19 protein-coding genes and 1 pseudogene are annotated in these 23,418 nt (G+C 45.2%); 8 read left to right on the top strand and 12 right to left on the bottom strand.

Translation table 11 applies throughout. The annotated features are described in order from the left end of the window. Window positions 1–260: 260 nt before the first annotated feature. The 7 genes from putA to dnaB form a co-directional block, all read right to left on the bottom strand. Window positions 261–3,848 (bottom strand): bifunctional proline dehydrogenase/L-glutamate gamma-semialdehyde dehydrogenase PutA, encoded by a 3,588-nt coding sequence (putA, locus tag DYD54_RS05875; RefSeq protein WP_063514136.1) that lies wholly within the window; start codon window positions 3,846–3,848, stop codon window positions 261–263. A gap of 202 nt (window positions 3,849–4,050) precedes the next feature. After that, the gene (locus tag DYD54_RS05870) at window positions 4,051–5,118 is read right to left on the bottom strand and encodes a L,D-transpeptidase family protein (RefSeq protein WP_063514135.1); all 1,068 of its coding nucleotides are present in this window, start codon (window positions 5,116–5,118) and stop codon (window positions 4,051–4,053) included. Between the two features lie 79 nt (window positions 5,119–5,197). Continuing rightward, window positions 5,198–5,437 carry an SIMPL domain-containing protein gene (locus tag DYD54_RS11410; RefSeq protein ID WP_323807411.1) on the bottom strand — a complete coding sequence of 80 codons (240 nt, stop codon included), beginning with the start codon at window positions 5,435–5,437 and terminating at the stop codon, window positions 5,198–5,200. After that, window positions 5,340–5,909: an SIMPL domain-containing protein gene (locus DYD54_RS05865; protein ID WP_167541390.1), complete on the bottom strand. Its 570-nt coding sequence runs from the start codon at window positions 5,907–5,909 to the stop codon at window positions 5,340–5,342. Before DYD54_RS05865 ends, DYD54_RS11410 begins: the two co-directional genes overlap by 98 nt. A 159-nt stretch (window positions 5,910–6,068) precedes the next feature. Next, window positions 6,069–6,989: an ornithine carbamoyltransferase gene (argF, locus tag DYD54_RS05860; protein WP_063514134.1), complete on the bottom strand. Its 921-nt coding sequence runs from the start codon at window positions 6,987–6,989 to the stop codon at window positions 6,069–6,071. A 99-nt stretch (window positions 6,990–7,088) separates the two neighbouring features. Beyond that, the gene (gene alr / locus DYD54_RS05855) at window positions 7,089–8,246 is read right to left on the bottom strand and encodes an alanine racemase (RefSeq protein WP_063514133.1); all 1,158 of its coding nucleotides are present in this window, start codon (window positions 8,244–8,246) and stop codon (window positions 7,089–7,091) included. A 26-nt stretch (window positions 8,247–8,272) separates the two neighbouring features. After that, window positions 8,273–9,763 carry a replicative DNA helicase gene (gene dnaB / locus DYD54_RS05850; protein ID WP_084260736.1) on the bottom strand — a complete coding sequence of 497 codons (1,491 nt, stop codon included), beginning with the start codon at window positions 9,761–9,763 and terminating at the stop codon, window positions 8,273–8,275. A 120-nt stretch (window positions 9,764–9,883) separates the two neighbouring features. On the opposite strand from dnaB, the gene pdxA reads away from it, so the two are divergent. Continuing rightward, on the top strand, window positions 9,884–10,951 hold the full coding sequence (pdxA, locus tag DYD54_RS05845; RefSeq protein ID WP_063514132.1) for a 4-hydroxythreonine-4-phosphate dehydrogenase PdxA: 1,068 nt from the start codon (window positions 9,884–9,886) through the stop codon (window positions 10,949–10,951). 4 nt (window positions 10,952–10,955) lie between these two features. Here pdxA and DYD54_RS05840 read toward each other — a convergent pair whose 3' ends face one another. After that, entirely contained in the window at window positions 10,956–11,519 is a 564-nt protein-coding gene (locus tag DYD54_RS05840; protein ID WP_063514131.1) for a 5-formyltetrahydrofolate cyclo-ligase, read from the bottom strand. Between the two features lie 132 nt (window positions 11,520–11,651). Here DYD54_RS05840 and fumC point away from each other — a divergent pair, with 132 nt between their 5' ends. Then, entirely contained in the window at window positions 11,652–13,043 is a 1,392-nt protein-coding gene (gene fumC, locus DYD54_RS05835) for a class II fumarate hydratase (protein WP_063514130.1), read from the top strand. 86 nt (window positions 13,044–13,129) lie between these two features. Here the strand turns inward: fumC and DYD54_RS05830 are convergent, their stop codons facing one another. From DYD54_RS05830 to betT, 3 genes are all read right to left on the bottom strand, one after another. Then, window positions 13,130–13,339: a hypothetical protein gene (locus DYD54_RS05830; protein ID WP_063514129.1), complete on the bottom strand. Its 210-nt coding sequence runs from the start codon at window positions 13,337–13,339 to the stop codon at window positions 13,130–13,132. Beyond that, window positions 13,339–13,620: a helix-turn-helix domain-containing protein gene (locus tag DYD54_RS05825; RefSeq protein WP_063514128.1), complete on the bottom strand. Its 282-nt coding sequence runs from the start codon at window positions 13,618–13,620 to the stop codon at window positions 13,339–13,341. Before DYD54_RS05825 ends, DYD54_RS05830 begins: the two co-directional genes overlap by 1 nt. Window positions 13,621–13,737: 117 nt before the next feature. Next, entirely contained in the window at window positions 13,738–15,765 is a 2,028-nt protein-coding gene (gene betT / locus DYD54_RS05820; RefSeq protein WP_063514127.1) for a choline BCCT transporter BetT, read from the bottom strand. Between the two features lie 345 nt (window positions 15,766–16,110). Between betT and betB the strand changes: the two genes are divergently transcribed. Continuing rightward, window positions 16,111–17,628 (top strand): betaine-aldehyde dehydrogenase, encoded by a 1,518-nt coding sequence (gene betB / locus DYD54_RS05815; RefSeq protein ID WP_063514126.1) that lies wholly within the window; start codon window positions 16,111–16,113, stop codon window positions 17,626–17,628. Between the two features lie 38 nt (window positions 17,629–17,666). Continuing rightward, on the top strand, window positions 17,667–19,379 hold the full coding sequence (betA, locus tag DYD54_RS05810; protein ID WP_063514125.1) for a choline dehydrogenase: 1,713 nt from the start codon (window positions 17,667–17,669) through the stop codon (window positions 19,377–19,379). Between the two features lie 72 nt (window positions 19,380–19,451). On the opposite strand, the pseudogene DYD54_RS05805 reads toward betA, so the two are convergent. After that, window positions 19,452–19,550 (bottom strand): annotated as a pseudogene (locus tag DYD54_RS05805) (IS3 family transposase); the annotation flags it as partial. A gap of 127 nt (window positions 19,551–19,677) precedes the next feature. Here DYD54_RS05805 and DYD54_RS05800 point away from each other — a divergent pair. The 4 genes from DYD54_RS05800 to DYD54_RS05785 are packed head-to-tail and all read left to right on the top strand — an operon-like array spanning window position 19,678 to window position 23,342. Beyond that, window positions 19,678–20,523: a DUF7834 domain-containing protein gene (locus tag DYD54_RS05800; protein ID WP_147285072.1), complete on the top strand. Its 846-nt coding sequence runs from the start codon at window positions 19,678–19,680 to the stop codon at window positions 20,521–20,523. Beyond that, entirely contained in the window at window positions 20,523–22,538 is a 2,016-nt protein-coding gene (locus DYD54_RS05795; RefSeq protein ID WP_084260632.1) for a DUF262 domain-containing protein, read from the top strand. The genes DYD54_RS05800 and DYD54_RS05795 overlap by 1 nt, the downstream gene beginning before the upstream one ends. 54 nt (window positions 22,539–22,592) lie before the next feature. Next, complete coding sequence (locus DYD54_RS05790; RefSeq protein WP_063514122.1) at window positions 22,593–23,021, top strand: hypothetical protein; 429 nt, start codon at window positions 22,593–22,595, stop codon at window positions 23,019–23,021. Window positions 23,022–23,036: 15 nt separating this feature from the next. Further along, on the top strand, window positions 23,037–23,342 hold the full coding sequence (locus tag DYD54_RS05785; RefSeq protein WP_063514121.1) for a hypothetical protein: 306 nt from the start codon (window positions 23,037–23,039) through the stop codon (window positions 23,340–23,342). Window positions 23,343–23,418 lie beyond the last annotated feature (76 nt).

Raw genomic sequence — 23,418 nt, 5'->3', positions numbered from 1 at the left:
TGTATTCTGTTTGATGTAGCACAATATAGCCTAAAAATTTTTAAAATGCTAGCTTGTTTTTTTTGTGATTTTATGAATCTATTTTGGAAAATTTGCGAAAGCTAAATCTGGCAAGGGGTGCGGGTTTGTCAAGCGGTTTTTAAAATTTTTTGTGATAAATTTTGTCAAATTTAATGGTTTATCTTTTGATTGCTGGGTAATTTATGAAAAAATACGCACCCAAAAGGATGCGTATTTTATGGTCTATATTAACAATCAGATTACGCGCTTGCCATCAGACTTGCGTTACCACCAGCAGCCGTGGTGTTGTAACTTTGGCTGATTTCATGATATAGACGGGTAACGTCTAAGCCGTGAGTGGCATCGATAACGCGGCGAATCGAACCATCTAGGGTGGCTAAGCGTACTTGTTCGTCACTTGGCATCGATTCTAAGGCGATGATGATGTTATGCGCATCTAAGCCAGCCTGCTCGCTCACCACCAGGCTATCCCCGAAGAGATCAACGCTGGCGGCTAAGATATGATTTGGCAAGATGTGTGCTGTGATGCCGTTAGCTGCTAATACCGCCAATGCTTCTACGGATGCAGCTGCTGTACCGCCGTATAGCGCCACAGAATGCGGTGCACGCCATGATAAGGTGTTGCGTTCGCCTGTTGGTCCTGGAAGCACGGTATATGCCTCGTTAAGCGAGTTTTTTCGTGCTTGATCAGCGATGGCTTCCAATGAGTGAAGTTCGTCTACTGATAGGCTTAGGACTTTTGCAGTGCTAAGCACTTGATTAAGTGCCATCTCATCCACGCGCGCAGGAAAATCAACCTTTGGCGCGTGCCAAGTGTCAAGCTTGCTTAGGCGCTGTAAGTAGAATGGACCGCCAGCTTTAGGGCCTGTGCCACTCATGCCATGACCGCCAAATGGCTGCACACCAACCACCGCGCCAACGATGTTGCGGTTGATGTATACGTTACCTGCCTCGATGTGGCTGGTGATATTATCAATCGTGCTATCGATGCGGCTGTGGATGCCGTGCGTCAGCGCAAAGCCTTTTTTGTTGATGTTATCGATCAAGTCATTAAGCTCATGCGCATGGAATCGAACAATGTGCAGCACAGGGCCGAATACTTCTTTTTTGAGCTGCGATAGGTTCTTAAGTTCGAACATTACTGGCGCGACGAAGGTGCCTTGGGCGTGTGAGCGTACTTTCACCTCATGATAAGGTGCCGTTTGCTTAAGAGTATTGATGTGGCTAAGCAGGTTCTCTTGGGCTTCTGCATCAATCACAGGACCGACATCCGTTGCTAGGTAAGCTGGATTATTCACCACAAGCTCATCCATGGCGCCTTTGATCATCTCGATCATGTGATCAGCGATGTCTTCTTGGATGCATAGAATACGCAGGGCAGAGCAGCGCTGACCAGCTGAGTCAAAGGCAGAGGCCAGTACGTCAGTACATACCTGTTCAGGCAGTGCGGTAGAGTCCACAATCATCGCATTCATGCCGCCCGTCTCAGCGATCAATACAGGATTGTCAGTACGTGCAGCTAGGATGGTGTTGATGCGCTTGGCGACATCGGTCGAACCTGTAAAGATCACACCATCAATGCGTGGGTCATTTGTCAATGCCGCGCCCACGTCACCTGCGCCCAGAACAAGTTGAAGCGCATCCTTTGGTACGCCAGCTTCATGTAGCCATGTCACTGCCAGATGGGCGATGATGCTTGTTTGTTCGGCGGGCTTGGCAACGACGGTGTTACCCACGGCCAGTGCTGACACCACTTCACCCACAAAGATGGCAAGCGGGAAGTTCCATGGACTGATCGCAACGACAGTACCAACTGGGCTGTTTAGGTTTAGACGCTCGGTCTCATCGGCATAATAACGACAAAAATCAACCGCTTCACGAACTTCTGCGATGGCGTTCAATAAGGTTTTACCAGCCTCGCGTACAGCGATCATCAGCAGCAGTGCCATGTACTTGGGTGATTCTAGCGTATCGGCAAAGCGTCGCAAGATATCAGCGCGCGCTTTTGGTAAAGTGCTTTGCCATGAGCTTTGGGCGCTGATGGCGGCACCAATCACATTAGAGATCGCATCAACCTTAATGAATGATACATGACCGACAATATCGCTGTGATCAGCCGGGTTTAGAACGGCGTGCGTTGGGTTGTGTAGCACAGGAATGCTGGTTAGAGACTTAACACTGCCAAAGTCAATGTTAAGCGCAGCATTCATGTCAGCTTGAAGTGCGGATAATACATGCTCATTAGACAAATCAATGCCATAAGAATTAAGTCGCTCGCCGTAGATGTGGCGTGGCTTAGGCGTTAGTGGGTTGGTAGTAATGTTATTAACATCAATCTCATCTAGTGGCGACACAGTCAGCTCATCGATACTTACTTTGTCATCAACGATACGGTTAACGAATGATGAGTTGGCACCATTTTCTAGTAGGCGACGCACTAGGTAGGCAAGCAAAGTCTTATGTGTACCAACTGGTGCATAAATGCGCACGCGACGACCAAGGTTCTTTTCGCCGACAACTTGGTCGTATAGAGTCTCACCCATGCCGTGCAAGCATTGAAATTCAAAGTCTTTATCTTCGCCCATCTTGTAAATGGTGGCAAGGCTTTGGGCGTTGTGTGTGGCGAATTGTGGGAAAATGGCGTCTTGAGCGGCAAGTAGCTTCTGTGCACATGCAAGATAAGACACGTCGGTGTGAACCTTACGCGTATAGACAGGATAGCCATCCATGCCATCGACTTGTGCCCATTTGATTTCGCTGTCCCAGTATGCGCCTTTAACCAGACGAATCATTAGTTTTTGGTTGTTACGACGCGCCAGATCAATCAGGTAATCGATCACATAAGGGCAGCGTTTTTGATATGCTTGTACGACAAAGCCAATGCCATTAAAGCCTGCCAGATCTGGGTCTGACACCAGTTTTTCCATCAGATCAAGCGACAGTTCTAAGCGGTTGGCTTCTTCAGCATCAATGTTTAGACCGATGTTATATTCTTTGGCCAGAACGAATAGGGCTTTTAGGCGTGGCAGCAGCTCGTTCATCACGCGGTCATGTTGAGCGCGGAAGTAGCGTGGATGAATGGCAGATAGCTTAACTGAGATGCCATTGCCATCATACACGCCGCGACCTTGGGCATCTTTGCCAATGGCGTGGATGGCGGTCACATAGTCATTATAATAACGGTCAGCATCTGCCTCGGTCATGGCTGCTTCGCCTAGCATGTCAAAGCTGAAACGATAGCCTAATTTCTCGCGCTCTTTGCCATTATCTAGAGCTTCTTGGATGGTTTGACCTGTGACGAATTGTTTGCCCAGCATCTTCATGGCGTAATTAACACCACCACGGATGAATGGTTCGCCGCCTTTTTGGATTGCGCGAGTCAGTGCCGAACCTAGGGATTTTTCGCTGACATCTGAGGTTAGTTTACCGGTCAGAACAAGACCCCAAGCCGCAGCGTTTACGAACATCGATGGACTGTTGCCGACGTGGCTTTTCCAGTCACCATCAGATAATTTATCACGGATAAGTTTGTCGCGAGTGGCGTTATCAGGAATGCGAAGCAGGGCTTCGGCGAGACACATGAGCGCAATGCCTTCCTCGCTAGATAAAGAAAACTCGTGCATCAACGCATCAACGCCTGATGACTTACTGCGGTCGGCTCTTACCTGTGTGATTAGGCGACGCGCCAGATCGGTGATTTCATTTTTTTGTTCTTGGGTAAAATTAAGCGTATTCGCCAAGTTTTGAACCGCAGTTGGTTCATCTAGACGATAGGCAGACGTGATCGCATCACGCAACGGAGTTTGAACATGCGCAAAGTTAAACATGGGTTTTCCTTCATAAAGTGGTAAAAATAAGCGCTTTATTAGAATATTTTAAAATAATTATTGGTTTGAATAATTATTATGCAAAGGCAGCTTATGACTGATTATTATGCCATTATATTGATAAAAATTATCAATGTCAAATTTTGAAAAATGCAAAAAAGCCAAAAGTACATGCTTTTGGCTTTTTGGATGGAAAGCGTAATTAGCGGATTTCGACGCTTGCGCCATTTTGGATGTTGGCGTGTAATTCTAGCACATCCCAGTTGGTCAGGCGAATGCAGCCAAGTGACGCTTGACGGCTGATGCCTTCTGGTTTTGGCGAACCGTGGATGCCGTAGCTTGGTTTGTTTAAACCCATCCATACAACACCAACAGGGCTATTAGGGCCTGGTGGTAGGATGAAGGTTTTTTTGTTGGTTTCGCTCTCGCGGTTTACTGTTGCCTTGTAGTGCGGCATCTTAACCTTGTTAATGACTTTAAATTTACCACTTGGAGTGGCGGTTGCAGCGCTGCCGATGGTGGTCGGATAGGTGGCGACTAGGGTATCGCCATCATAGGCGTATAGGATTTTATCATTACGATCAGCGACCACGCGAGTGACGCGACCTTCAAAAGGTTTGCCTGGATTGATGACGGTAATGGTCTCGCCTTCAACGAATTTTTTATTTGGATTAAGTTTCTTTAGGTAAGCAACGTCCATATGAAAACGCTCGCCGAGCATCTCTTGGATGCTCTCATACCCAAGAGCTTTAAGCTTAGAGCGTGATTCAGCATCACTTGGTAGTGCCTTATATAGACCTTTGGTGTCTTCTTTGGTGATGGTGTATGACACCAATACAGGCTGATTTGGATCGATTTTCTTGGTCATCTCTACCCAAGTCGCTTCATCCATCTTGCCGGTAGGCTCTAGATTGCGCATTTTTTGGAAGTTAACCAGTGCTTTTTTGCTGTTCATGCCCCAGCCGCCATCGACTGGACCAGGAGATGCATGGTTCCAATCAAGCAATACCTGCATCTTAACAGTCATTGCAGTATTCACCTTCATGTTCGGCGACCACGTTGCTTCGTTGACTTGCTTGGCATAATCTGATAGGTTGACGGTGGTGTAACGTTTGCCATCTTGCTCGATGCTTTGGATGGCTGAATTATCTACAGTAGCTGACTGTACCACTTCACCATCAACGATGTCACCATCGGTAAGCTCTTGGGCGTGCGCGCCCAAACTTAGGGTCAGTAGGGTGGCTGCTAGAAATGTTTTTTTAAGTAGCATAATAATCTTCCAATATGATTAAACCTGTCTATCATAGCACAGTTTTGGTTGGCTTAAAAGTTTTGCTAAATATGTGCGTTTAACGAATCAGCTCGATTGTGCCACTGGCGTTGTAGCTAAGTGTTGCTTTTCCGCTTTCTAGGTTTAAGTTCTCGATGTCTGTGCTTTCATTTCGAGCCATCGACATGGCAGTTGGTATGGCATGAGAATAGTAGTTATCGTTATTGCCCAGCTGTACATTCACGATCTTGTAGTCTTTGGCGCCAAAGGCCTGAGCGATGGTTGCTGCTTCTTGTTGAAATTGCTTGGCGGCATCCAAGGTCAGCTGTTTTTAGGTTGTCTTGGGTCTTGTCAGACACATTAAAAGACAAATGATCCAGCGCCATCATGGTCTGTAGATCGGCGATGAGCTGACTTGATTGCTCGAAGTTCTGGCTTTTAATTTGGATGGATGCATTGCCTGTAAAGCCGCTAATATTGTTATTCGAGCCATAGCGCGGATAGGTGCTGTGGCGGCCTGTCGTGGCGATGACATCAGGATATTTTTTGGTGATGGCAAGGGCATTATTGATGGTATCGTTTAAAGTCTTGGCGATTTTTTTGGCGGTCTTTGCTTCGGTGGTTTTGGTTAAAGTAGCACGCATCTCGTCATTATCAACTTGTGTCTTCGCTTCAACACTAAAACTGATGCGATTATAATTGTCGCCACTCTGGGCGTGGGCAACACCTAAGGTACTCATTGCAAGTGCGCTGATGCCAAGTAAGTTGATGATTTTTGACGGTTTGATCATAATAATCCCCATTGCTAAAAATGATTTATTATAAGAGTTAGCGTTCGGATATTTGGTAATTTTGGGCAAAAATAAAGCAGATTTGTGAGTGCTGTTTGTGGCCTATTTTATAAAATTGTAATAAAAAACGCACCAAGGCGGTGCGTCTTCATGAATGGATTAAAGCTTGATTTTTTCTTTTAGTAAGAATTCCATCAATGCCTTTTGGGCGTGCAGACGGTTCTCCGCCTCATCCCACACCACAGCGCGAGGATCATCAAGCAGATCTTCGCTGATCTCTTCACCGCGGTGCGCAGGCAGGCAGTGCATGAACAGCATATCTGCATCAGCAGCGTCTAAGATGGCTTTGTTGACTTGATAATCAGCAAAGTCTTTTTCGCGTTGTTTTTGTTCTTCTTCTTGACCCATGCTCGCCCACGCATCGGTAACGATAAGGTGAGCGCCTTTGGCGGCTTCAAGAGGGTCATCGACCAAAGTCACGCAATGTGCGTATTTATCAAGAAGCTCTTGTTTTGGCTTATAACCGTCCGGTACGCTAACACGAAGCTTAAAGCCGAACTGATGCGCAGCGATCATATAAGAGGCGCACATGTTGTTACCATCGCCAACCCACACGACAGTTTTGTCCTTGATGTCGCCTCGATGCTCAAAGAATGTCTGCATGTCTGCCAATAACTGACAAGGATGATAATCGTCGGTCAGCGCGTTAATCACGGGCACGCTAGAGTAGTCGGCAAAAGTCTGCACGCGCTCATGTGCAAAGGTGCGAATCATGACGATGTCCACCATACTGCTGATGACGCGCGCCGAATCCTCGATCGGTTCACCGCGCCCCAACTGAGTGTCATTCAGAGATAAGAACAGTGCCTGACCACCAAATTGACCCATGCCTGTCTCAAAAGACACGCGCGTTCTGGTGCTTGATTTCTCAAAAATCATCGCAAGCGTGCGACCAACAAAAGGACGATAAATCTCGCCATTATGCTGCATTTTTTTGAGTTCAGAGGCGCGATGGATGACCGTGCGTAACTCTTCAGGGCTTAGATCCATTAAGGTAAGAAAGTGGCGAGGGCTGCTCATATCAACTCCTTGTGGGGTGTTTGGTGCATTGGCAAAAATAGTAAAAAAGCAAGTATAACAAAGCTATATTAAAATAACTAGCCTTATCAATAAAAAACCTTATTCTGATAAAGGATTATTCACCAAGAGCTCGGTAAGCACTTGACGAATCGGGCGGGCGGTGGTGCGGCACATGAGCTCATAACCAATCGTCCCTGCGCAGGTGGCAATCTCATCAATAGACGGTGCGCCATCTTGACCCCATAGGATGATTTTTGCCCCGACGTCAGCATTCGTGTCGGTCAGATCTACCATCATGATGTCCATGGCGACTCGCCCAACGATGGGTGCGCGGATGATGATGTCATTAACCATAACGCCAACAAATGCCTGATGAACCACGCGCGGATAGCCGTCGCCATAGCCACAGCTTACGATGCCGATCCGGCTAGGCTTTGGCGCGTGCCATAGAGCGCCGTAGCTGACCGATTCGTCTGTCTCGACGTGCTGAACTGCCATGATGTGCGTGCTAAATATCATTGCAGGCTTAAGATTAAGCGTGCGTGCATCGATGTGAGAAAATGGGCTTGAGCCATATAAGGCAATACCTGCACGCACCCAATCATGATGCTGATCTGCATGCTTAAATATACCTGCTGAATTACATAATGACCCTATAATGTCAGGGCTTACCGTATCACGCAGTTCATCCAATAGATCATTAAAACGACTGATCTGCCGCGCTGTGATGGGGCTATCATCTTCGTCTGCGCAGGCAAAATGACTGGTTAGAATAAGCTTATAACCTTTGTCGTGTAGTAGCTTGGCGGCAGCGATGGTGTTCTGTCTATTAAAGCCAAGGCGGTTCATGCCGGTGTTGTATTTTAGCCAGATGGTGTTGGTGAAGCTGTCAGGATCAGGGGTGTGTTCTAAGGCATCGTTGAGCTGATATTCGTTATGAATTACCGCGCCAAACCCTTGATTGATGGCAGTCAGCCATTCATCGGTGCCAAACGCCCCTTCGATGAGTACGATGGGTTTATTGATGCCGATAGTCTGGCAGGTTTTTTTGACTTCTAATGCCTCACTCATGCATGCCACGCCAAACGCGTCGGCCTGTTTTAGGCCTGCCAGTGCATATGACACGCCATGTCCATACGCATTCGCCTTGACCATCGCCATGACTTTGGCGGGTGCTTTGGGATTTAGTGTGTCTTTGATGGTGGATAAGTTATGAGCCAGCGCGCTTTGATCGATGGTCAGTGCGGTGTTTCGCATGAAAGAGTATCCGTATTAATGGTTTATTATTCATCGTCTTCGTAATCTTCAGGCATGTAACCGCCTGCGATGAAATTGGCAAATCGAGTGAACTGACCTTCGAATCGTAAGGGAACAGTGCCAATCGGTCCGTTACGCTGTTTACCGATGATGATCTCAGCAAAGCCTTTATTATCCGCCTTGTCTTTGTTATAGACTTCATCGCGATAGATGAACATGATGAGGTCGGCATCCTGTTCGATCGCACCTGATTCACGCAGATCCGACATGACAGGACGTTTATTCGGTCGGTTCTCTAGGCTTCGGTTAAGCTGAGATAGGGCGACGACAGGGCAGTTCATCTCGCGAGCTAGGGCTTTTAGGCTTCGGCTGATCTCACCGATCTCACCCACGCGGTTGTTCTCCATGCCGGGGACTTTCATGAGCTGCAGGTAGTCGATAATGACCATGCCAAGCCCGCCTTCATGGTTCTTGGCGATGCGTCGACAAGTAGAGCGCACCTCGGTGGGGGGTAGGTTGTTACGGGCATCGACGTATAGATGCTTGTCTTGGAGCATGGTGACGGCGGTTGAGAACTGAGCCCACTCTTGCTCGCTCATGTTGCCCGAGCGCAGATTGGTCTGATTGATCTGCCCAAGTGACGACAGCATACGCGTGACAATAGATTCGGCAGGCATCTCCATAGAAAACACCACCACAGGCAAGCCCTGCATGAGTACCGATTCTGCCAAATTCATCGCAAAAGTTGTCTTACCCATCGATGGACGAGCCGCCACGACGACCATGTCACCTTTTTGTAGACCTTGAGTTTTGTTGTTAAGTTCTTCAAATGGCGTGGCAAGACCGATCATCGAGCCGTCACGTTTTTTGAGTTCATCGAGCTGTACGACGACATTTTGTAGAATGTCAACGATGTTCTGCGCGCCTTGTTTGCCCACGCCGCTTGTGTAATTCTCATTAATGCGAAAAATATCCGCCTCAACCGTGTCTAGAATCTCGCTGACGGTTTGTTTTTTGGGATGGTAGGCGAGATTTAGCATGTTATTCGCCGCCTTGATCAGCTGGCGGTACACCGAAAACTCACGCACGCGCTCAGCATAAGGCACAAGGTTGAACAGCGTCGCAGGACTTTGGTTGATCTGCATCAGGTACTCTTCACCGCCAGCAGCGTTCAGCAGGTTCTGTGCGCTTAGATAGTCATGCACCATCAGACTGTCATAAGGCTGATTCACTCTAGATAAGTGTGTGATGGCACGAAAAATGTGCTTATGACGCTCCCCATAAAAATCCTCATCCCTGATGATGCTGTCCACTTTCTCAAAAGACTCATCAATGCTCATCAATGACGCAAGCAAAGCTCGCTCAATCTCAATGTTGTGCGGTGGCTGTAGGCTCAACAGATCATCGCCAGCGCTTGATGTGGCAGGCGCTGATTTATCTTTGTTATTCTTGAAGGCGTTGATCGCATTCTCAAAGGCGGAATTCACGGCTTTGGCGGTGTCTTGTAAATCAGTCATGATGAATTGAGATGGTGACAATGATGGGTACAAATTTTAGCATAAAAGCAAAATAAAAGCGGTATAATAACGGTAAAATTTAATGATTAAAAGCGAATATTTAATAAGGAAAAGTTATCCATGAATGTCCAAGCCTCCCACACAAAGCCGCTACTTATTACCACTGGCGAGCCAGCCGGCATTGGCATGGATATCGTGATCGACGTGCTTTGTCATCATGGTGATGTGCCACCAAAGCCAATTTTTATCACGGCTGACATACACGCATGGCAAGAGCGTATCACAATGCTCCAAGAAGTGGGTGAGATTAGCCATGCGCCAAGATTTGGGGTGATTGAGCTTGATGACATTATACATGGTGGCGATTTGCTGGGTTTGGCTCAGGCGTCATCGACAAAGCAAGATGTATTTATTATTAATATATCATGCAAATACAAAGTAAATGCGGGCGAATTATGCACTCATAACGCCCCAATGGTGGAGAAGCAGTTGAGGATTGCTCATCTTTTGGCAAATGATGGCGTCATCGGGGCGATCGTTACCGCCCCGATCCAAAAATCAGTCCTCATCGATGCCGATGTACGCCTAGATAACGGCGAGATGTTCAGCGGTCATACCGAGTACTTTATGCATAAGGCAGGGTGTGAGAAGGTAGTGATGATGCTTGCCAATGCCAAAATGCGTGTGGCGCTTGTTACCACACATATTCCCCTGAGGGATGTGGCGAATGCCGTCACACGCGATGAAGTTCGTCAGACCGTCGTGATTACAGAGCAAGCCATGCGCACGCAATTTGGCATTAAGCACCCTAAGATCTTAGTGTGCGGACTCAATCCACACGCGGGGGAGGGCGGCTATCTGGGCGATGAAGAGATGACGACCATCAACCCTGTACTACAAGAATTCATTGATGATGGGGTGGACATTAGTCTTGCCATGCCTGCTGATACATTATTTACTGATAAATATCTGCAATCAGCCGATGTCATCATCGCCATGTATCACGATCAAGGACTTGCTCCCTTAAAGTCGCACGGTTTTGGCGACACGGTTAATATTACGCTGGGCTTGCCTTATGTGCGTACGTCCGTTGACCACGGCACGGCGCTGGATCTAGCTGGCACAGGCAAGGCGAGCGCAAGCAGTCTCATTCAGGCCATTCTCATTGCCTGTCAAATGTGCAGCTAAATCATCAAAATCGCAGAATGCCTTTATCGGTTATCACCATATCCACGCCCTCATCCCACTCATTAATCATTAAATTTTCAAAAACTTGAAAATGATAGCACCAACCCACTTTTAAGCCATGAAAGCGGGCAAAGGTGCGGTCATAAAATCCGCCCCCCATGCCAAGCCGATTACCCTGCCTATCCACCGCCACAAGCGGGCAAATAATCATGTCCATGTTATCTGCACTTATGCCACATCTGGCAAAGGGTTCTTTCATGCCAAGTTTGTGGCGCTTTAGGGGTGTTTTGGCTAATGGCAAAAACACAGGGGCAAAGCGTAAAGGCTTATTCTTAATGGTAATCGGTAAAAACGAGGTAAAACCATGCTTTTGACAAAATGCCAAAATCGGTGCGGTGGGCAATTCGCCAAAATCGTCCAAATACAGCCCAATCTTGGCATTCTTGGGCAAATAAGGCAATAGCTTGGACAAATATAAACTTGCTGATAGGGCGGCAAACTGGCGTTGCTTGGCGGTGAGATCTCGTCTTTGTCGGCGAATTTGTTTTCTTAATAAGGCGTTATCCATGAGTTTTTCCAATTAATATTATAAATTTTATCATTTAATAATGAGAATGATTTGTGATTGAAAATTGTTTTTGATGGTGTTATAGTAACATCAACATTTTAGCAGTTTTTATCCACCAAACAAGGAAAATTTATGACCGACTTCCGTATTGAAAAAGACACCATGGGCGAAGTGCAAGTCTCTGCTGATGCCTATTTTGGGGCTCAAACCCAGCGTAGCCGTGATAATTTTAAAATCGGGGGTGAGACCCTGCCACGCCCACTCATTGTCGCTATGGCAACCGTCAAAAAAGCTGCTGCCATTACCAATGCCGAGCTTGGACGTATTGAAAATAGCCAAAAAGACTTAATTGTACAAGCCACCGATGAAGTGATTGCAGGCGGGCTTGCTGACCAGTTTCCGCTTGTCGTGTGGCAAACGGGCTCTGGCACGCAGTCCAACATGAACATGAATGAAGTCATCGCCAACCGAGCCAATGAAATCGCAGGCAATCCAAAAGGCACTTATAAACCCGTCCACCCCAACGACCATGTAAACCACGCCCAATCCACCAACGACAGCTTCCCCACCGCCATTCGTGTGGCAGTAGCGGTAGAAATTAACCGCTCGCTTATCCCTGCCGTCAAGGCGTTGCGTGATACGCTTGCCAAAAAGTCTGCCGACTTTGCAGGCATCGTCAAAATCGGACGCACTCATTTGCAAGATGCCACACCGCTCACGCTTGGGCAAGAATTTGGCGGTTATGTGGCACAGCTTGACTTGGCACTGGTAAGAATTGACAACGCTTTGCAAGGCTTGTATCAGTTGCCACTTGGTGGTACTGCTGTGGGTACAGGGCTAAATAGCCACCCCGACTATGCCGTCAAATCCGCTCAAAAAATCAGTGAGCTGACAGGTTTGCCTTTTGTAACTGCTCCTAATAAATTTGAAGCGTTGGCAAGCCGTGATGCCGAAGTGTTCGCCTCTGGGGCATTAAAAACCCTAGCAGGTAGCCTAAACAAAATCGCCAATGACGTCCGCTGGCTATCTAGTGGTCCTCGTTGTGGTCTGGGCGAGATTACCATTCCCGAGAACGAACCAGGGTCATCTATCATGCCAGGTAAGGTTAACCCCACGCAGTCAGAAGCCATGACCATGGTGGTCGCTCAGGTCATGGGCAACGATGTAACGATAAACATGGCAGGGGCGAGCGGTAATTTTGAGTTGAACGTCTTTATGCCTGTCATTGGTTATAATCTACTACAATCCATTCGCCTGCTTGCAGATGCTTGTAATAGCTTTAATGACAACTGTGCGGTGGGTATTGAACCAAATCGTGAAAAGATTGATTATTTTTTACACAACTCACTCATGCTAGTAACTGCCCTGAACCGTCATGTGGGCTATGAAAATGCCGCCAAAATTGCCAAAACCGCTTATAAAGAAAACAAAACCCTAAAACAAGTGGCGGTGGAGCTTGGATTGCTAACCGAGCAAGAATTTGATGAATGGGTACGACCTGAAGACATGGTTGCACCAAAGTAATCAACAATCAAGGGTATGTAAATAAGGGCGGATTTTGAACCGACCCCCAAATCTTAGACACAAGATTAAAGGTTAGGTTAATAAAGCTAAGTGGTTTGACCAAGGACTGTACTGGCACAAGTCGTTTTCTGCTCTAAGATAGGCAAGTTCAGCAAGTAAGTCATCAACGCTTTTTCATTGTCTGGTTTGGCTTGCCAACTTGGTTTGCTTGTTGTTTTGTTTGTTAATTTGTTTTGATTGGCGTTGTGTTTTTTTGACACAGCTTTTCTACCTTTGGGTTTGGGGGTGAGTCCCATTATACAAAGCTTTGATAAGACTTTAACCAGTTTGACAGTAAAGCAGGTTGTGGTAGATTAAGCTCTATGGCACGATGGGTTAAGGATTTGCCATGTTGAAGTTGTTTGATTGCGTTAAGTTTAAAGGTGGCGTCATAGACGGCTTTGGTACTTCGTCTTTGAATACCATCAATGCCATGTGTTTGATAGAGTTTGACCCACTGCTTGATCATACTGTCTGTGGGTAGATTAAAGTGTTTTGCTGTGCATTTGTAGCTGTGATTGCTTTGATAGTAAGCCATCACAGACAGTTAAAGTCGGTGGTGTATTTTGCCATAGAAAGCACCCCAAAGGTTAGTGTGTGAGTGGCGAGCTTTGGGGTGCGGTTCGTTTTTGACACGCTTTTATTTTGGGATAAATCACTTAGGAAACACAGGGCGGCTGCCGGGGGTTTCACGATTTAAGTGCAGAAACGCCCGATGACGCTCGTATTTGTCAAGCACATCATTGATGACTTGCTCGCTGTTAAAGCCTGACAAATCATTGCCTTGCAAACCTTCAAACAAATACGTCTCCAAGCGATAATAAAACTCTTGCCCATCATCAACCGTTGGACGCTCTGGCACAGGGTATTTAACGGGGACGATGCCATACACGAAGTTATACTCGTCCTTATAATCCACCGTCAGCATATGTTGCACAAGGCTTGGCTCATCGTCTAAGGCGACCGATTCCACACGCACCGACAGTCCCTTTTGGCGTAGAGCGTCCGCCACGTCAGTTAGGGCAGGCAGACAGACATTTGTCATCATCGCTTTTGTCTCTGGGGTGTCAGGATAGGCGGTAATGCGGTGCAGACGAGTTTGCCAGTCGCTCACGTCCACGCCCCCTGCCACAGGCACGGCATTGATTTTGGTAATCTCTTCTCTAAAATCTTCAAGGCGTAACGACTTAAACAGCCCCACCATGACAAAAAACATGACAAAGCTAAATGGCAAGCCCATGACAATAGTCGCCTTTTGTAGGGCGGTGATGCCGTCCGTCATCAGCATGGCGGCCGTCAGCATGCCGATTGCCACCGCCCAAAACAGGCGTATCCAAATGGGGGGCGTGTCGGTGTTTTTTTGGCTTTTGAAGCTAAAATTACTAAGCACGATCGCCCCAGAATCTGCCGATGTTACATAAAACAAAAGTCCTGAGACAAAGGCGATGATTGCCGTTACCGAGAACCACGGATAAGTGGATAACAGCTCATAAAAACCAATCTCAGGGCGTGCGATGATTTTTTCGGCAAAGGCAAGATTGCCTCCTAAGACTTCATTTAAGGCACTGTTGCCCATGACTGACAGCCAAGCAAGCGTAAACACAAAGGGAATGGACAAGGTGCCGATGACAAATTCACGAATGGTACGACCCTTTGAGATTTGAGCCAAAAACAGCCCCACAAAAGGCGACCACGCAATCCACCACGCCCAAAAGAACAGCGTCCAGTCTTGAATCCATTGTTTTTGTTCGGGCGTTTGGTTGTAGGCAAAGGTGTCTAGTGTCAAAGTTGGAAAACGGCTAAGATAGTCGCCCACGTTCATGACAATGGCGTTTAGCAAAAATTCGGTATTGCCCAAAAACAGCACAAATAAGATAAGTCCCAAGGCAAAATAAATGTTAAGCTCCGATAGGATTTTGATGCCCTTGGATGCCCCTGTGGTTGCCGACACAATGGTAATGGCGACCGCTAGGGCGATAAGCCCAATTTGCCAAAGTAAGTTTTCAGGCAAATCAAAAATAACGTGCAGACCGTAGTTTAATTGCACAACCCCGATACCGCAAGTGGTGGCAATACCAAAAATCGTCCCCAAAATCGCCGCCACGTCCACAGCATGACCGGCAGGTCCATCAATCTTTTTGCCAATCATGGGGTACAATGCCGAGCGAATGGTTAGGGGTAGATTGTAGCGGTAGGCAAAATAGCCAAGGGCAATGCCCACCAACGCATACATACACCAACCTGTCAGTCCGTAGTGAAAAATTGTCCACATCAAGGCTTCACGAGCCGCCTGTGTGGTCTGACCGTCCCCAACAGGCGGATTCATGTACTGCATGATAGGCTCTGCCACCGAAAAAAACATGATGTCAATGCCAATCCCTGCGGCAAACAGCATGGACGACCACGTCAAAAGACTGTACTTGGGTTGGGAGTGCTTGGGACCTAGCTTGATGTTGCCATAGCGAGAGCAGGCGATAAACAGCACAAACAAGATATACACCGATGCGGCAAAAAAGTAATACCAACCAAAAGTGGTACTTACCCACGCCAGCACACTGTCCAAAATGGCGGACGCACTGTCATTAAACAGCATGGTATATAAGCTAAAAAAGACGATAATCACCGCCGAACAGATAAACACCGTTCGGTTTAGGCGACCGTCTTTGGGTTTGGTATCTTCCATAGTGTTACCTTCCAAATTCGTTAATGATATAAACTTCCAAGTTCGTTAATGATATAAAATTGCTAGGGTGTGCTAAATTTTCATCTTATTTTATGAGAATGTTATCAAGGTTTAACACACCCTAAATGGTTTTCAAAAAACCTAATAAATTTACAAAACGTTTACAAAAATCAGTTCGAAATATACAATCATTTTATACAAATTAAACAAGAAAGTTATTAAAAATCAATTATTTGCGTTATAGATGATTTTTTGTTATCATAACCTATCTTTTTGGTTTCATCAACCTTTGAATAAAATTTATAAGTTTTGATGATAAATTTTTAAAAATATAGGAGTCTTGTTATGGCATTGTCATCACTACCAAACGTAGAACAAACATCGCTATACATCGGCGGAAAGTATGCATCCGCCAGTAGCGGGGAGTTTTTTGAGACAGTCAATCCTGCTACAGCAGACACGCTTGCCAAACTGCAAAGTGCTTCAAAAGCGGACGTGGATAAAGCGGTACAAAGTGCCAAAGAAGGACAAAAAATCTGGGCAAGCATGACAGCGGTGGAGCGTTCTCGGATACTGCTAAAAGCGGTGGCAATTTTGCGTGAACAAAATGATAAGCTGGCACGCCTTGAGACGGCGGACACAGGTAAGGCAATCAGCGAGACCGCTTATGTGGATATTGTTACAGGGGCGGACGTCTTGGAGTATTATGCAGGGCTTGCAACCGCCGTTGAAGGAGTGCAAGTGCCACTTCGCACGGGCAAAGAAGGGAGCTTTTTTTATACTCAAAGAGAACCGCTTGGCGTAGTGGCAGGGATTGGGGCGTGGAATTATCCCATTCAAATCGCCCTATGGAAATCCGCCCCTGCCTTGGCATCTGGTAATGCCATGATTTTTAAGCCGAGTGAAGTTACGCCTTTGACCGCCCTAAAACTTGCCGAGATTTATACCCAAGCTGGCGTGCCTGACGGGGTGTTTAATGTCGTGCAAGGTGGTGGTGATGTGGGGGCGTATCTGACCGAACACCCTGACATTGCCAAAATCTCATTTACAGGCTCGGTGGCAACAGGCAAAAAAGTGATGAGCCTTGCAGGAGCATCATCACTAAAAGACGTAACCATGGAGCTTGGCGGTAAGTCGCCTTTGATTGTTTGTGATGATGCCGACATTGAACTGGCAGCGGACGTGGCGATGATGGCAAACTTTTATAGCACAGGACAAGTGTGTACCAATGGCACACGAGTTTTTGTACCAAGTGCCAAAAAACACGCCTTTGAACAAGCCATTTTGGCACGCCTGCCCAAGGTTCGCTTGGGCGACCCAACTGATGAGACAACCAACATGGGTCCTTTGGTGAGCTTTGCCCACATGGAGCGAGTGCTTGATTATATGGAGCAGGGCAAAAAAGCAGGGGCAACGGTGCTGTTTGGTGGACGGCGTGCGGTGGCGGATGATTTTGCCGAGCATGGCGAGTCGCTGTCCAAGGGGGCGTTTGTGCTACCGACCGTCTTTACTGATTGCACCGATGAGATGAGTATCGTTACCGATGAGATTTTTGGGCCCGTCATGAGTATTTTGACTTATGATGATGAAGATGAAGCAATAGAGCGTGCCAATGACACGATTTTTGGCTTGGCAGGGGGAGTGGTTACGTCTGATTTAAATAAAGCTCATCGCATTACCCACGCCTTGCAAGCGGGCATTTGCTGGGTCAATACATGGGGCGAGTCGGATGCCAAAATGCCTGTGGGTGGCTATAAGCAATCAGGCGTTGGGCGTGAAAACGGCATGATGACACTGGATCATTACACCCAAGTCAAAGCCATTCAGGTGGAGATGGGTAAATTTGAATCCATTTTTAAATAACATCAATTAAAACTTATCAAACCACAAGGAAAATACTCATGGCAGAATATGACTATATCATCATCGGAGCAGGTTCGGCAGGTAATGTGCTTGCCACGCGTCTGACAGAAGACAGCGATGTGAGCGTGCTACTTTTGGAAGCAGGTGGTCCTGATTATCGCTTGGATTTTCGTACGCAAATGCCTGCGGCACTGGCGTACCCCTTGCAAGGCAAACGCTACAATTGGGCGTATCTGACCGACCCTGAGCCTTATATGAACAACCGCCGTATGGAGTGCGGACGTGGTAAGGGGCTTGGCGGTTCATCGCTCATCAATGGTATGTGCTATATTCGTGGTAATGCCATGGATTTGGACAATTGGGCAAAAATGGACGGGCTAGAAGATTGGAGCTATGCCGACTGTTTGCCCTATTATAAAAAGAGCGAGACCCGTGATGTGGGCGAAAATGACTATCACGGTGGTACAGGTCCTGTGAGCGTAACAACTTCACAGCGTGGCACGGCAATTGGTAGTAGCGTGCTGTTTAATGCCATGGTAGAAGCAGGCGTGCAAGCAGGCTATCCACGCACCGATGATTTGAACGGCTATCAGCAAGAAGGCTTTGGACCTATGGACAGAACGGTTACACCAAAAGGACGCCGTTCTAGCACGGCTCGGGGCTATCTAGACATGGCAAAATCACGCCCCAATCTTACCATAAAAACCCATGCCGTAACCGACAAAATCCTATTTTCAGGTAAGCGTGCCATTGGCGTGCAGTATCTACAAGGCAATGACACAAATCCCACAACCGTCCACGCCAAGCGAGAAGTGATACTTTCGGCAGGGGCGATTGCATCTCCACAGATTTTACAGCGTTCGGGCGTTGGGGCAAAAAATTTGCTTGATGAATTTAAAATCCCTGTCGTGCATGACCTACCAGGGGTGGGCGAGAACTTGCAAGACCATTTGGAGATGTATCTACAATACGAATGCAAAAAACCTGTATCGCTGTATCCTGCCCTAAAATGGTACAATCAACCCGCCATTGGGGCAGAGTGGCTGTTCTTGGGAACGGGCATTGGGGCAAGTAATCAGTTTGAGGCAGGGGGCTTTATCCGTACCCGTCCTGAATTTGAATGGCCAAATATCCAGTATCACTTTTTGCCAGTTGCCATTAACTACAACGGCTCAAATGCCGTAGAAGAGCATGGTTTTCAAGCACACGTTGGCTCCATGCGTTCGCCGTCTCGTGGGCGTATTCGCCTAAAATCGCTAAATCCCCACGACCACCCCAGCATTTTGTTTAATTATATGTCGCACGAGCAAGACTGGCAAGAGTTTAGAGACGGCATCCGTATCACTCGTGAGATTATGCACCAGCCTGCTTTGGATGACTACCGTGGGCGTGAGATTAGCCCAAGTCGTCATGCACAAACCGATGCCGAGCTTGATGAATTTGTGCGTAATCATGCCGAGACCGCTTATCATCCGTCTTGTAGTTGTAAAATGGGCATGGACGATATGGCGGTGGTGGACGGACAAGGGCGTGTGCATGGCTTAGAAGGCTTGCGTGTCGTTGATGCGTCTATCATGCCCCTTATCATCACAGGTAACCTAAATGCCACTACCATTATGATGGCGGAAAAAATCGCCGATGTCATGCGTGGGCAAAAATTGCCAAAATCAACGGCAGGTTACTACAAAGCCGACCCCAATGTGCTAAGACAAGAGCCTGTTCGAGCGTTTGACCCGAGTATGATGCTTTAGGGGTTTATAAAGGGCGAGTTATGAACCGACCCCCAAATCTTAGACACAAGATTAAAGGTTAGGTTAATAAAGCTAAGTGTTTTGACCAAGGACTAAGTTTCTGTATCTGACAGGACTTAGTCCTTTTAGTTTGGTCTTTATTCTATCATAATTGTAATAATGAATGTACTCATTGTACCGGTACAGTGATGATTTTAAGAACTTTATCCTTGGCAAATGCACCTTTGCTACCGTTATTTTAACCGACATTGACGAAGCTTTTCAGTATTTTGATTCGCAAAAATCTCGTGGCAAAAGTTTGGAAGCGTATGATTTATTAAAGGCGTATCATTTAAGGCATATGCAAGGCGAATCTAGCCAAAAAATCAATAAAACTAATACACCAAAAATAAATACAACCGTTGCAGAATGGGAGCGTGCGGTAACGCACCCAATATCGCTAAAACTCATTATGAATGATATTTTGTATCGGCATCGCCGTTGGAAAAAGTTTCAACACGCTGAAAAGCTCATTAAAGATAACAGCAATACCTTTCAGGGCTTAAATAAAGACGAACAAAAAAACTATCCAAATCGTGCATTGGGTCAAGCACGGTACAATGATATGGCGATGACTTTTATTGATGGTGATGGGTTTTTTGAATACATCTTTTATTATCGCTGTCTGTATGATGAATTGTTTGGCGACAATGGTAAGGTAAATAATGATAAAATTTGCCTAGCCATTCAAGACAAAAATGATGAAAGGAAAGAAGCTAAACCTTTATTTAAAACCTTGCAAGCCAATACTGGACCAGTAGGCGATTTTTATCTATTTACGCTGTTTCGCATTATGGTCATGGTCTATTATGATAAATTTGGCGATTATAGACTTGAACAAGCGGTTAAAAAAATTGCTCAATGGGTATATTGCCTAAGATTGAGCCAAACAAGGATTTCATTTGCCACCATTGAAAATTATGCAATGAAAGATTTTGGTTATAAAGACATTGAGCAAACCGAACTAAATAGCCTATATCATACCATTTGCCTTACCCAAAGAGCCGATGAGATATTAAATTTTAAAATAGCAAAAGTTAAGCACGATTTTAAAAGTGCTGATGGGTATTTAATGCCCTTTTTGAAAGAGTTTATTAGCAACTAATGGAGAATACAATGACCAACCAAATTAACAATGACAGCAATGCACCCAAATCGTCACCCGTCAAAAACTTTTTTGATGGCGATAATCGCTATATTATTCCCATTTATCAGCGTAATTATGCGTGGGACATAGAAGAAGTGGTTCAGCTGATTAACGACATCAAAAATCATGATGGCAATAATTATTATCTTGGGGCTTTAACGGTTAAAAAGCGTGCAGATAATGCTTTTGAAGTCATTGATGGACAACAAAGATTGACCACGCTGTTTTTGATTTTATCGGTACTGGGCGAAAACTTTAACCTAAATCTTGCCTTTGAACATCGCCAAAATTCAAGCGATGAACTTAATATCATCAAACAACAAGGAGAATTAACTGGCGATAGTCAAATTGCCAAAGTTTATAATTATCTGATTAAGAATAAAGACAGTCTATTTATCATAAAAGATGGAAACGCAGATGATTATTGGCAAGCCATTTGGGGAAATGTTCAAATCATGCAAGTAGAACTGCCCAACAATGCTGATTTAAACCAATATTTTGAACGCATGAATAACCGTGGCGAGCAATTAGAACAGCATGAAGTCATCAAGGCAAAATTGATGAGTAAGCTAGATGTTGATGATAGAGCGATTTTTTCTGCGGTTTGGAATGCTTGTTCGGACATGAGTCGCTATGCGGTGTCATCTTTTTCTGCTAATGAGCGTCATGAGCTTTTTCAAGATAAAGGCGAGTATTTTTGGCTCTATGAAAATTTTGACAATTTAAAAGAAAATTTTCAAAAAACAAAAAATAGTGATGATGAAAATAAGATAAGCAAACATAATGAAGAATCTAAAAAATTAAGTGATATCCTAGATGAACAATTTTCATTGCCAAAAAATTTAAAATCAAACAAAGACAATCAATATGAGCGTTTTACTTCTATCATTGATTTCCCTAACTTTTTAGTGCAAGTTTTGTATTTATTCTTAAAAGATAAAAATTGCATTAACGCTGATATACATCGCTTAGACGCAGGTAATTTAAATAAACAATTTGATGAAGCGGGCTTATATGGCAATGAAGATGGAATCAAAAAATTTGCCGTGCATTTATTAAATATTCGCTTATTATTTGACCGTTATGTCATTAAACACGATGGGCTTGATAATAAAGATGATTGGTATATCTATCAATTTAAAAAATCTGATAAAAATAATTCAAATAATTATCATGCAAATGCTTTTGATATTGCCGATCAAGATAAGCAAATCAAAATGCTACAAACCATGTTTCATTATTCATTCCCAGCCAAAAACTATAAATATTGGCTATTTGCCTACCTAAAATGGCTTAATCTTAATAATGAAAGCAAAGAGAAGCTGAAAGGTTGTCAGGATAAAGGCTGTGCGGTTGTTCTGTCAGCAGATGATAATATTAAGTTTTTAGAAAAATTGTGTGATAAATTTTATTTTAATCGTTTTTATAATGATGGCAAGGGCGATGACTATTTTGACATTATTTATCGGAGTGGCGATGGGTTGAAACCTGTTAAAAATTGTGATTTTTTACATCAAGGCACCGCTGTTGAGAATTTTATCTTTAACCGATTGGATTATATTTTGTGGAAAAAGCAAGCCAAATGGTGTTGGCGAAATGATGAAAATTTTAAAACAGGCGTAGATTTATCAAAATTCTTAAAAGAATTTAAATTCACTTCCAGAAATTCGGTGGAGCATTATTATCCGCAAAATCCAATCAATGGCGAAAAATTATCAGACAATGATGATGAGAATGGAAAAATTCTTAATAATTTTGGCAATCTGTGCTTAATCAATCATAGCCAAAATTCATCACTAAATAACAGAATGCCCGATGAAAAAAAGTCAGGCTATAAAGACAATGTTGCTCGTCATCAGTCTTTAAGCATTAAGCAAATGCTGATGTTTACCTATAAGGCGTGGGATAAAGATAGTATTCAAGAACACGGTGAAAAAATGATTAAGCTTTTAAATGAGAAGATTTCTACATAGATGATAATTTATCCTCTTATAAAATAGCCCATTTTTGGACTATTAGGAGAGAGTATGACCTACCAAATCCAAGCCCTAACGTGGCGTGGCGGTATGCCGTATCAACAGGACGCTGTGCTTGTGAACACCAAGATTTATCAGCACAAGAGCGTTATCTCGACGCTTGGCGAATGCGATGAGTTTTGTGTGGCGGTGGCGGACGGTGTGGCAAGCAGTCCTAAATCAGGCATCACATCACGCACGCTGCTTCAACTTGTGCAGACTATGTATGATGAGCAAGGGGCGGTGGATTTTGGTGTTTTGCAATGTCGGCTGAACGCTGCTTTGGCAGACAAGGCAGGCTTTGAAGGTAGTAGTAGCACGCTGGTGTGTGCTTATACTGACAATGTCGGTGTGATGATGCGGCACTTGGGCGACAGTCGAGCATATTTATATCGTGATGGTTGGCATGGCTTAACCCAAGACCACAGTTTTATTAATTAACTAAAAGCACAGAATTTGGCAGAAGGCGGTGATCATGCCAGTTGTTATGGAGCGCTGACAGGTTATTTTTGTGTTGATGGATTGGGTGATGAATCGGCTGTGGCGATGTCAAGCCATCAAAATATCAAGCTACAGGCAGGCGAATGTTCACTCTTATGTAGTGATGGCTTTTCTGATGTGTTGGAAGGTAATTTTTTGCCAATAACAAAAGATCTGCCACTAAAAGAATGGCTAAATAACAGCATCAAACAGCTAAAACAATCTGGAGCAAAGGCATGGCTTGATAACGTCAGTCTGATTGTGGTGCGATGCATGGCATGAGTGTGATGGTCTTGATGGCTTGACTTGTAGAGCGTTGTTTTTACCTTGAAATTATCCCCAAATTTAGCGATAATGT

Origin of the sequence: Moraxella ovis, assembly GCF_900453105.1 — a bacterium.
GTDB lineage: Bacteria > Pseudomonadota > Gammaproteobacteria > Pseudomonadales > Moraxellaceae > Moraxella > Moraxella ovis.
Note: the sequence above shows the minus strand (reverse complement) of the source record. Positions and strands in the feature narration are given on the sequence as shown.

Coding starts and splice junctions, on each gene's coding strand:
- pdxA (WP_063514132.1), top strand. CDS start 9,884: ATGAATGTCCAAGCCTCCCACACAAAGCCGCTACTTATTACCACTGGC.
- betB (WP_063514126.1), top strand. CDS start 16,111: ATGGCATTGTCATCACTACCAAACGTAGAACAAACATCGCTATACATC.
- betA (WP_063514125.1), top strand. CDS start 17,667: ATGGCAGAATATGACTATATCATCATCGGAGCAGGTTCGGCAGGTAAT.
- DYD54_RS05790 (WP_063514122.1), top strand. CDS start 22,593: ATGACCTACCAAATCCAAGCCCTAACGTGGCGTGGCGGTATGCCGTAT.
- alr (WP_063514133.1), bottom strand. CDS start 8,246: ATGCGAAACACCGCACTGACCATCGATCAAAGCGCGCTGGCTCATAAC.
- dnaB (WP_084260736.1), bottom strand. CDS start 9,763: ATGACTGATTTACAAGACACCGCCAAAGCCGTGAATTCCGCCTTTGAG.
- putA (WP_063514136.1), bottom strand. CDS start 3,848: ATGTTTAACTTTGCGCATGTTCAAACTCCGTTGCGTGATGCGATCACG.
- DYD54_RS05825 (WP_063514128.1), bottom strand. CDS start 13,620: ATGGCTTACTATCAAAGCAATCACAGCTACAAATGCACAGCAAAACAC.
- DYD54_RS05795 (WP_084260632.1), top strand. CDS start 20,523: ATGGAGAATACAATGACCAACCAAATTAACAATGACAGCAATGCACCC.
- DYD54_RS05830 (WP_063514129.1), bottom strand. CDS start 13,339: ATGGGACTCACCCCCAAACCCAAAGGTAGAAAAGCTGTGTCAAAAAAA.
- DYD54_RS05865 (WP_167541390.1), bottom strand. CDS start 5,909: ATGATCAAACCGTCAAAAATCATCAACTTACTTGGCATCAGCGCACTT.
- DYD54_RS05840 (WP_063514131.1), bottom strand. CDS start 11,519: ATGGATAACGCCTTATTAAGAAAACAAATTCGCCGACAAAGACGAGAT.
- fumC (WP_063514130.1), top strand. CDS start 11,652: ATGACCGACTTCCGTATTGAAAAAGACACCATGGGCGAAGTGCAAGTC.
- argF (WP_063514134.1), bottom strand. CDS start 6,989: ATGAGCAGCCCTCGCCACTTTCTTACCTTAATGGATCTAAGCCCTGAA.
- betT (WP_063514127.1), bottom strand. CDS start 15,765: ATGGAAGATACCAAACCCAAAGACGGTCGCCTAAACCGAACGGTGTTT.
- DYD54_RS05870 (WP_063514135.1), bottom strand. CDS start 5,118: ATGCTACTTAAAAAAACATTTCTAGCAGCCACCCTACTGACCCTAAGT.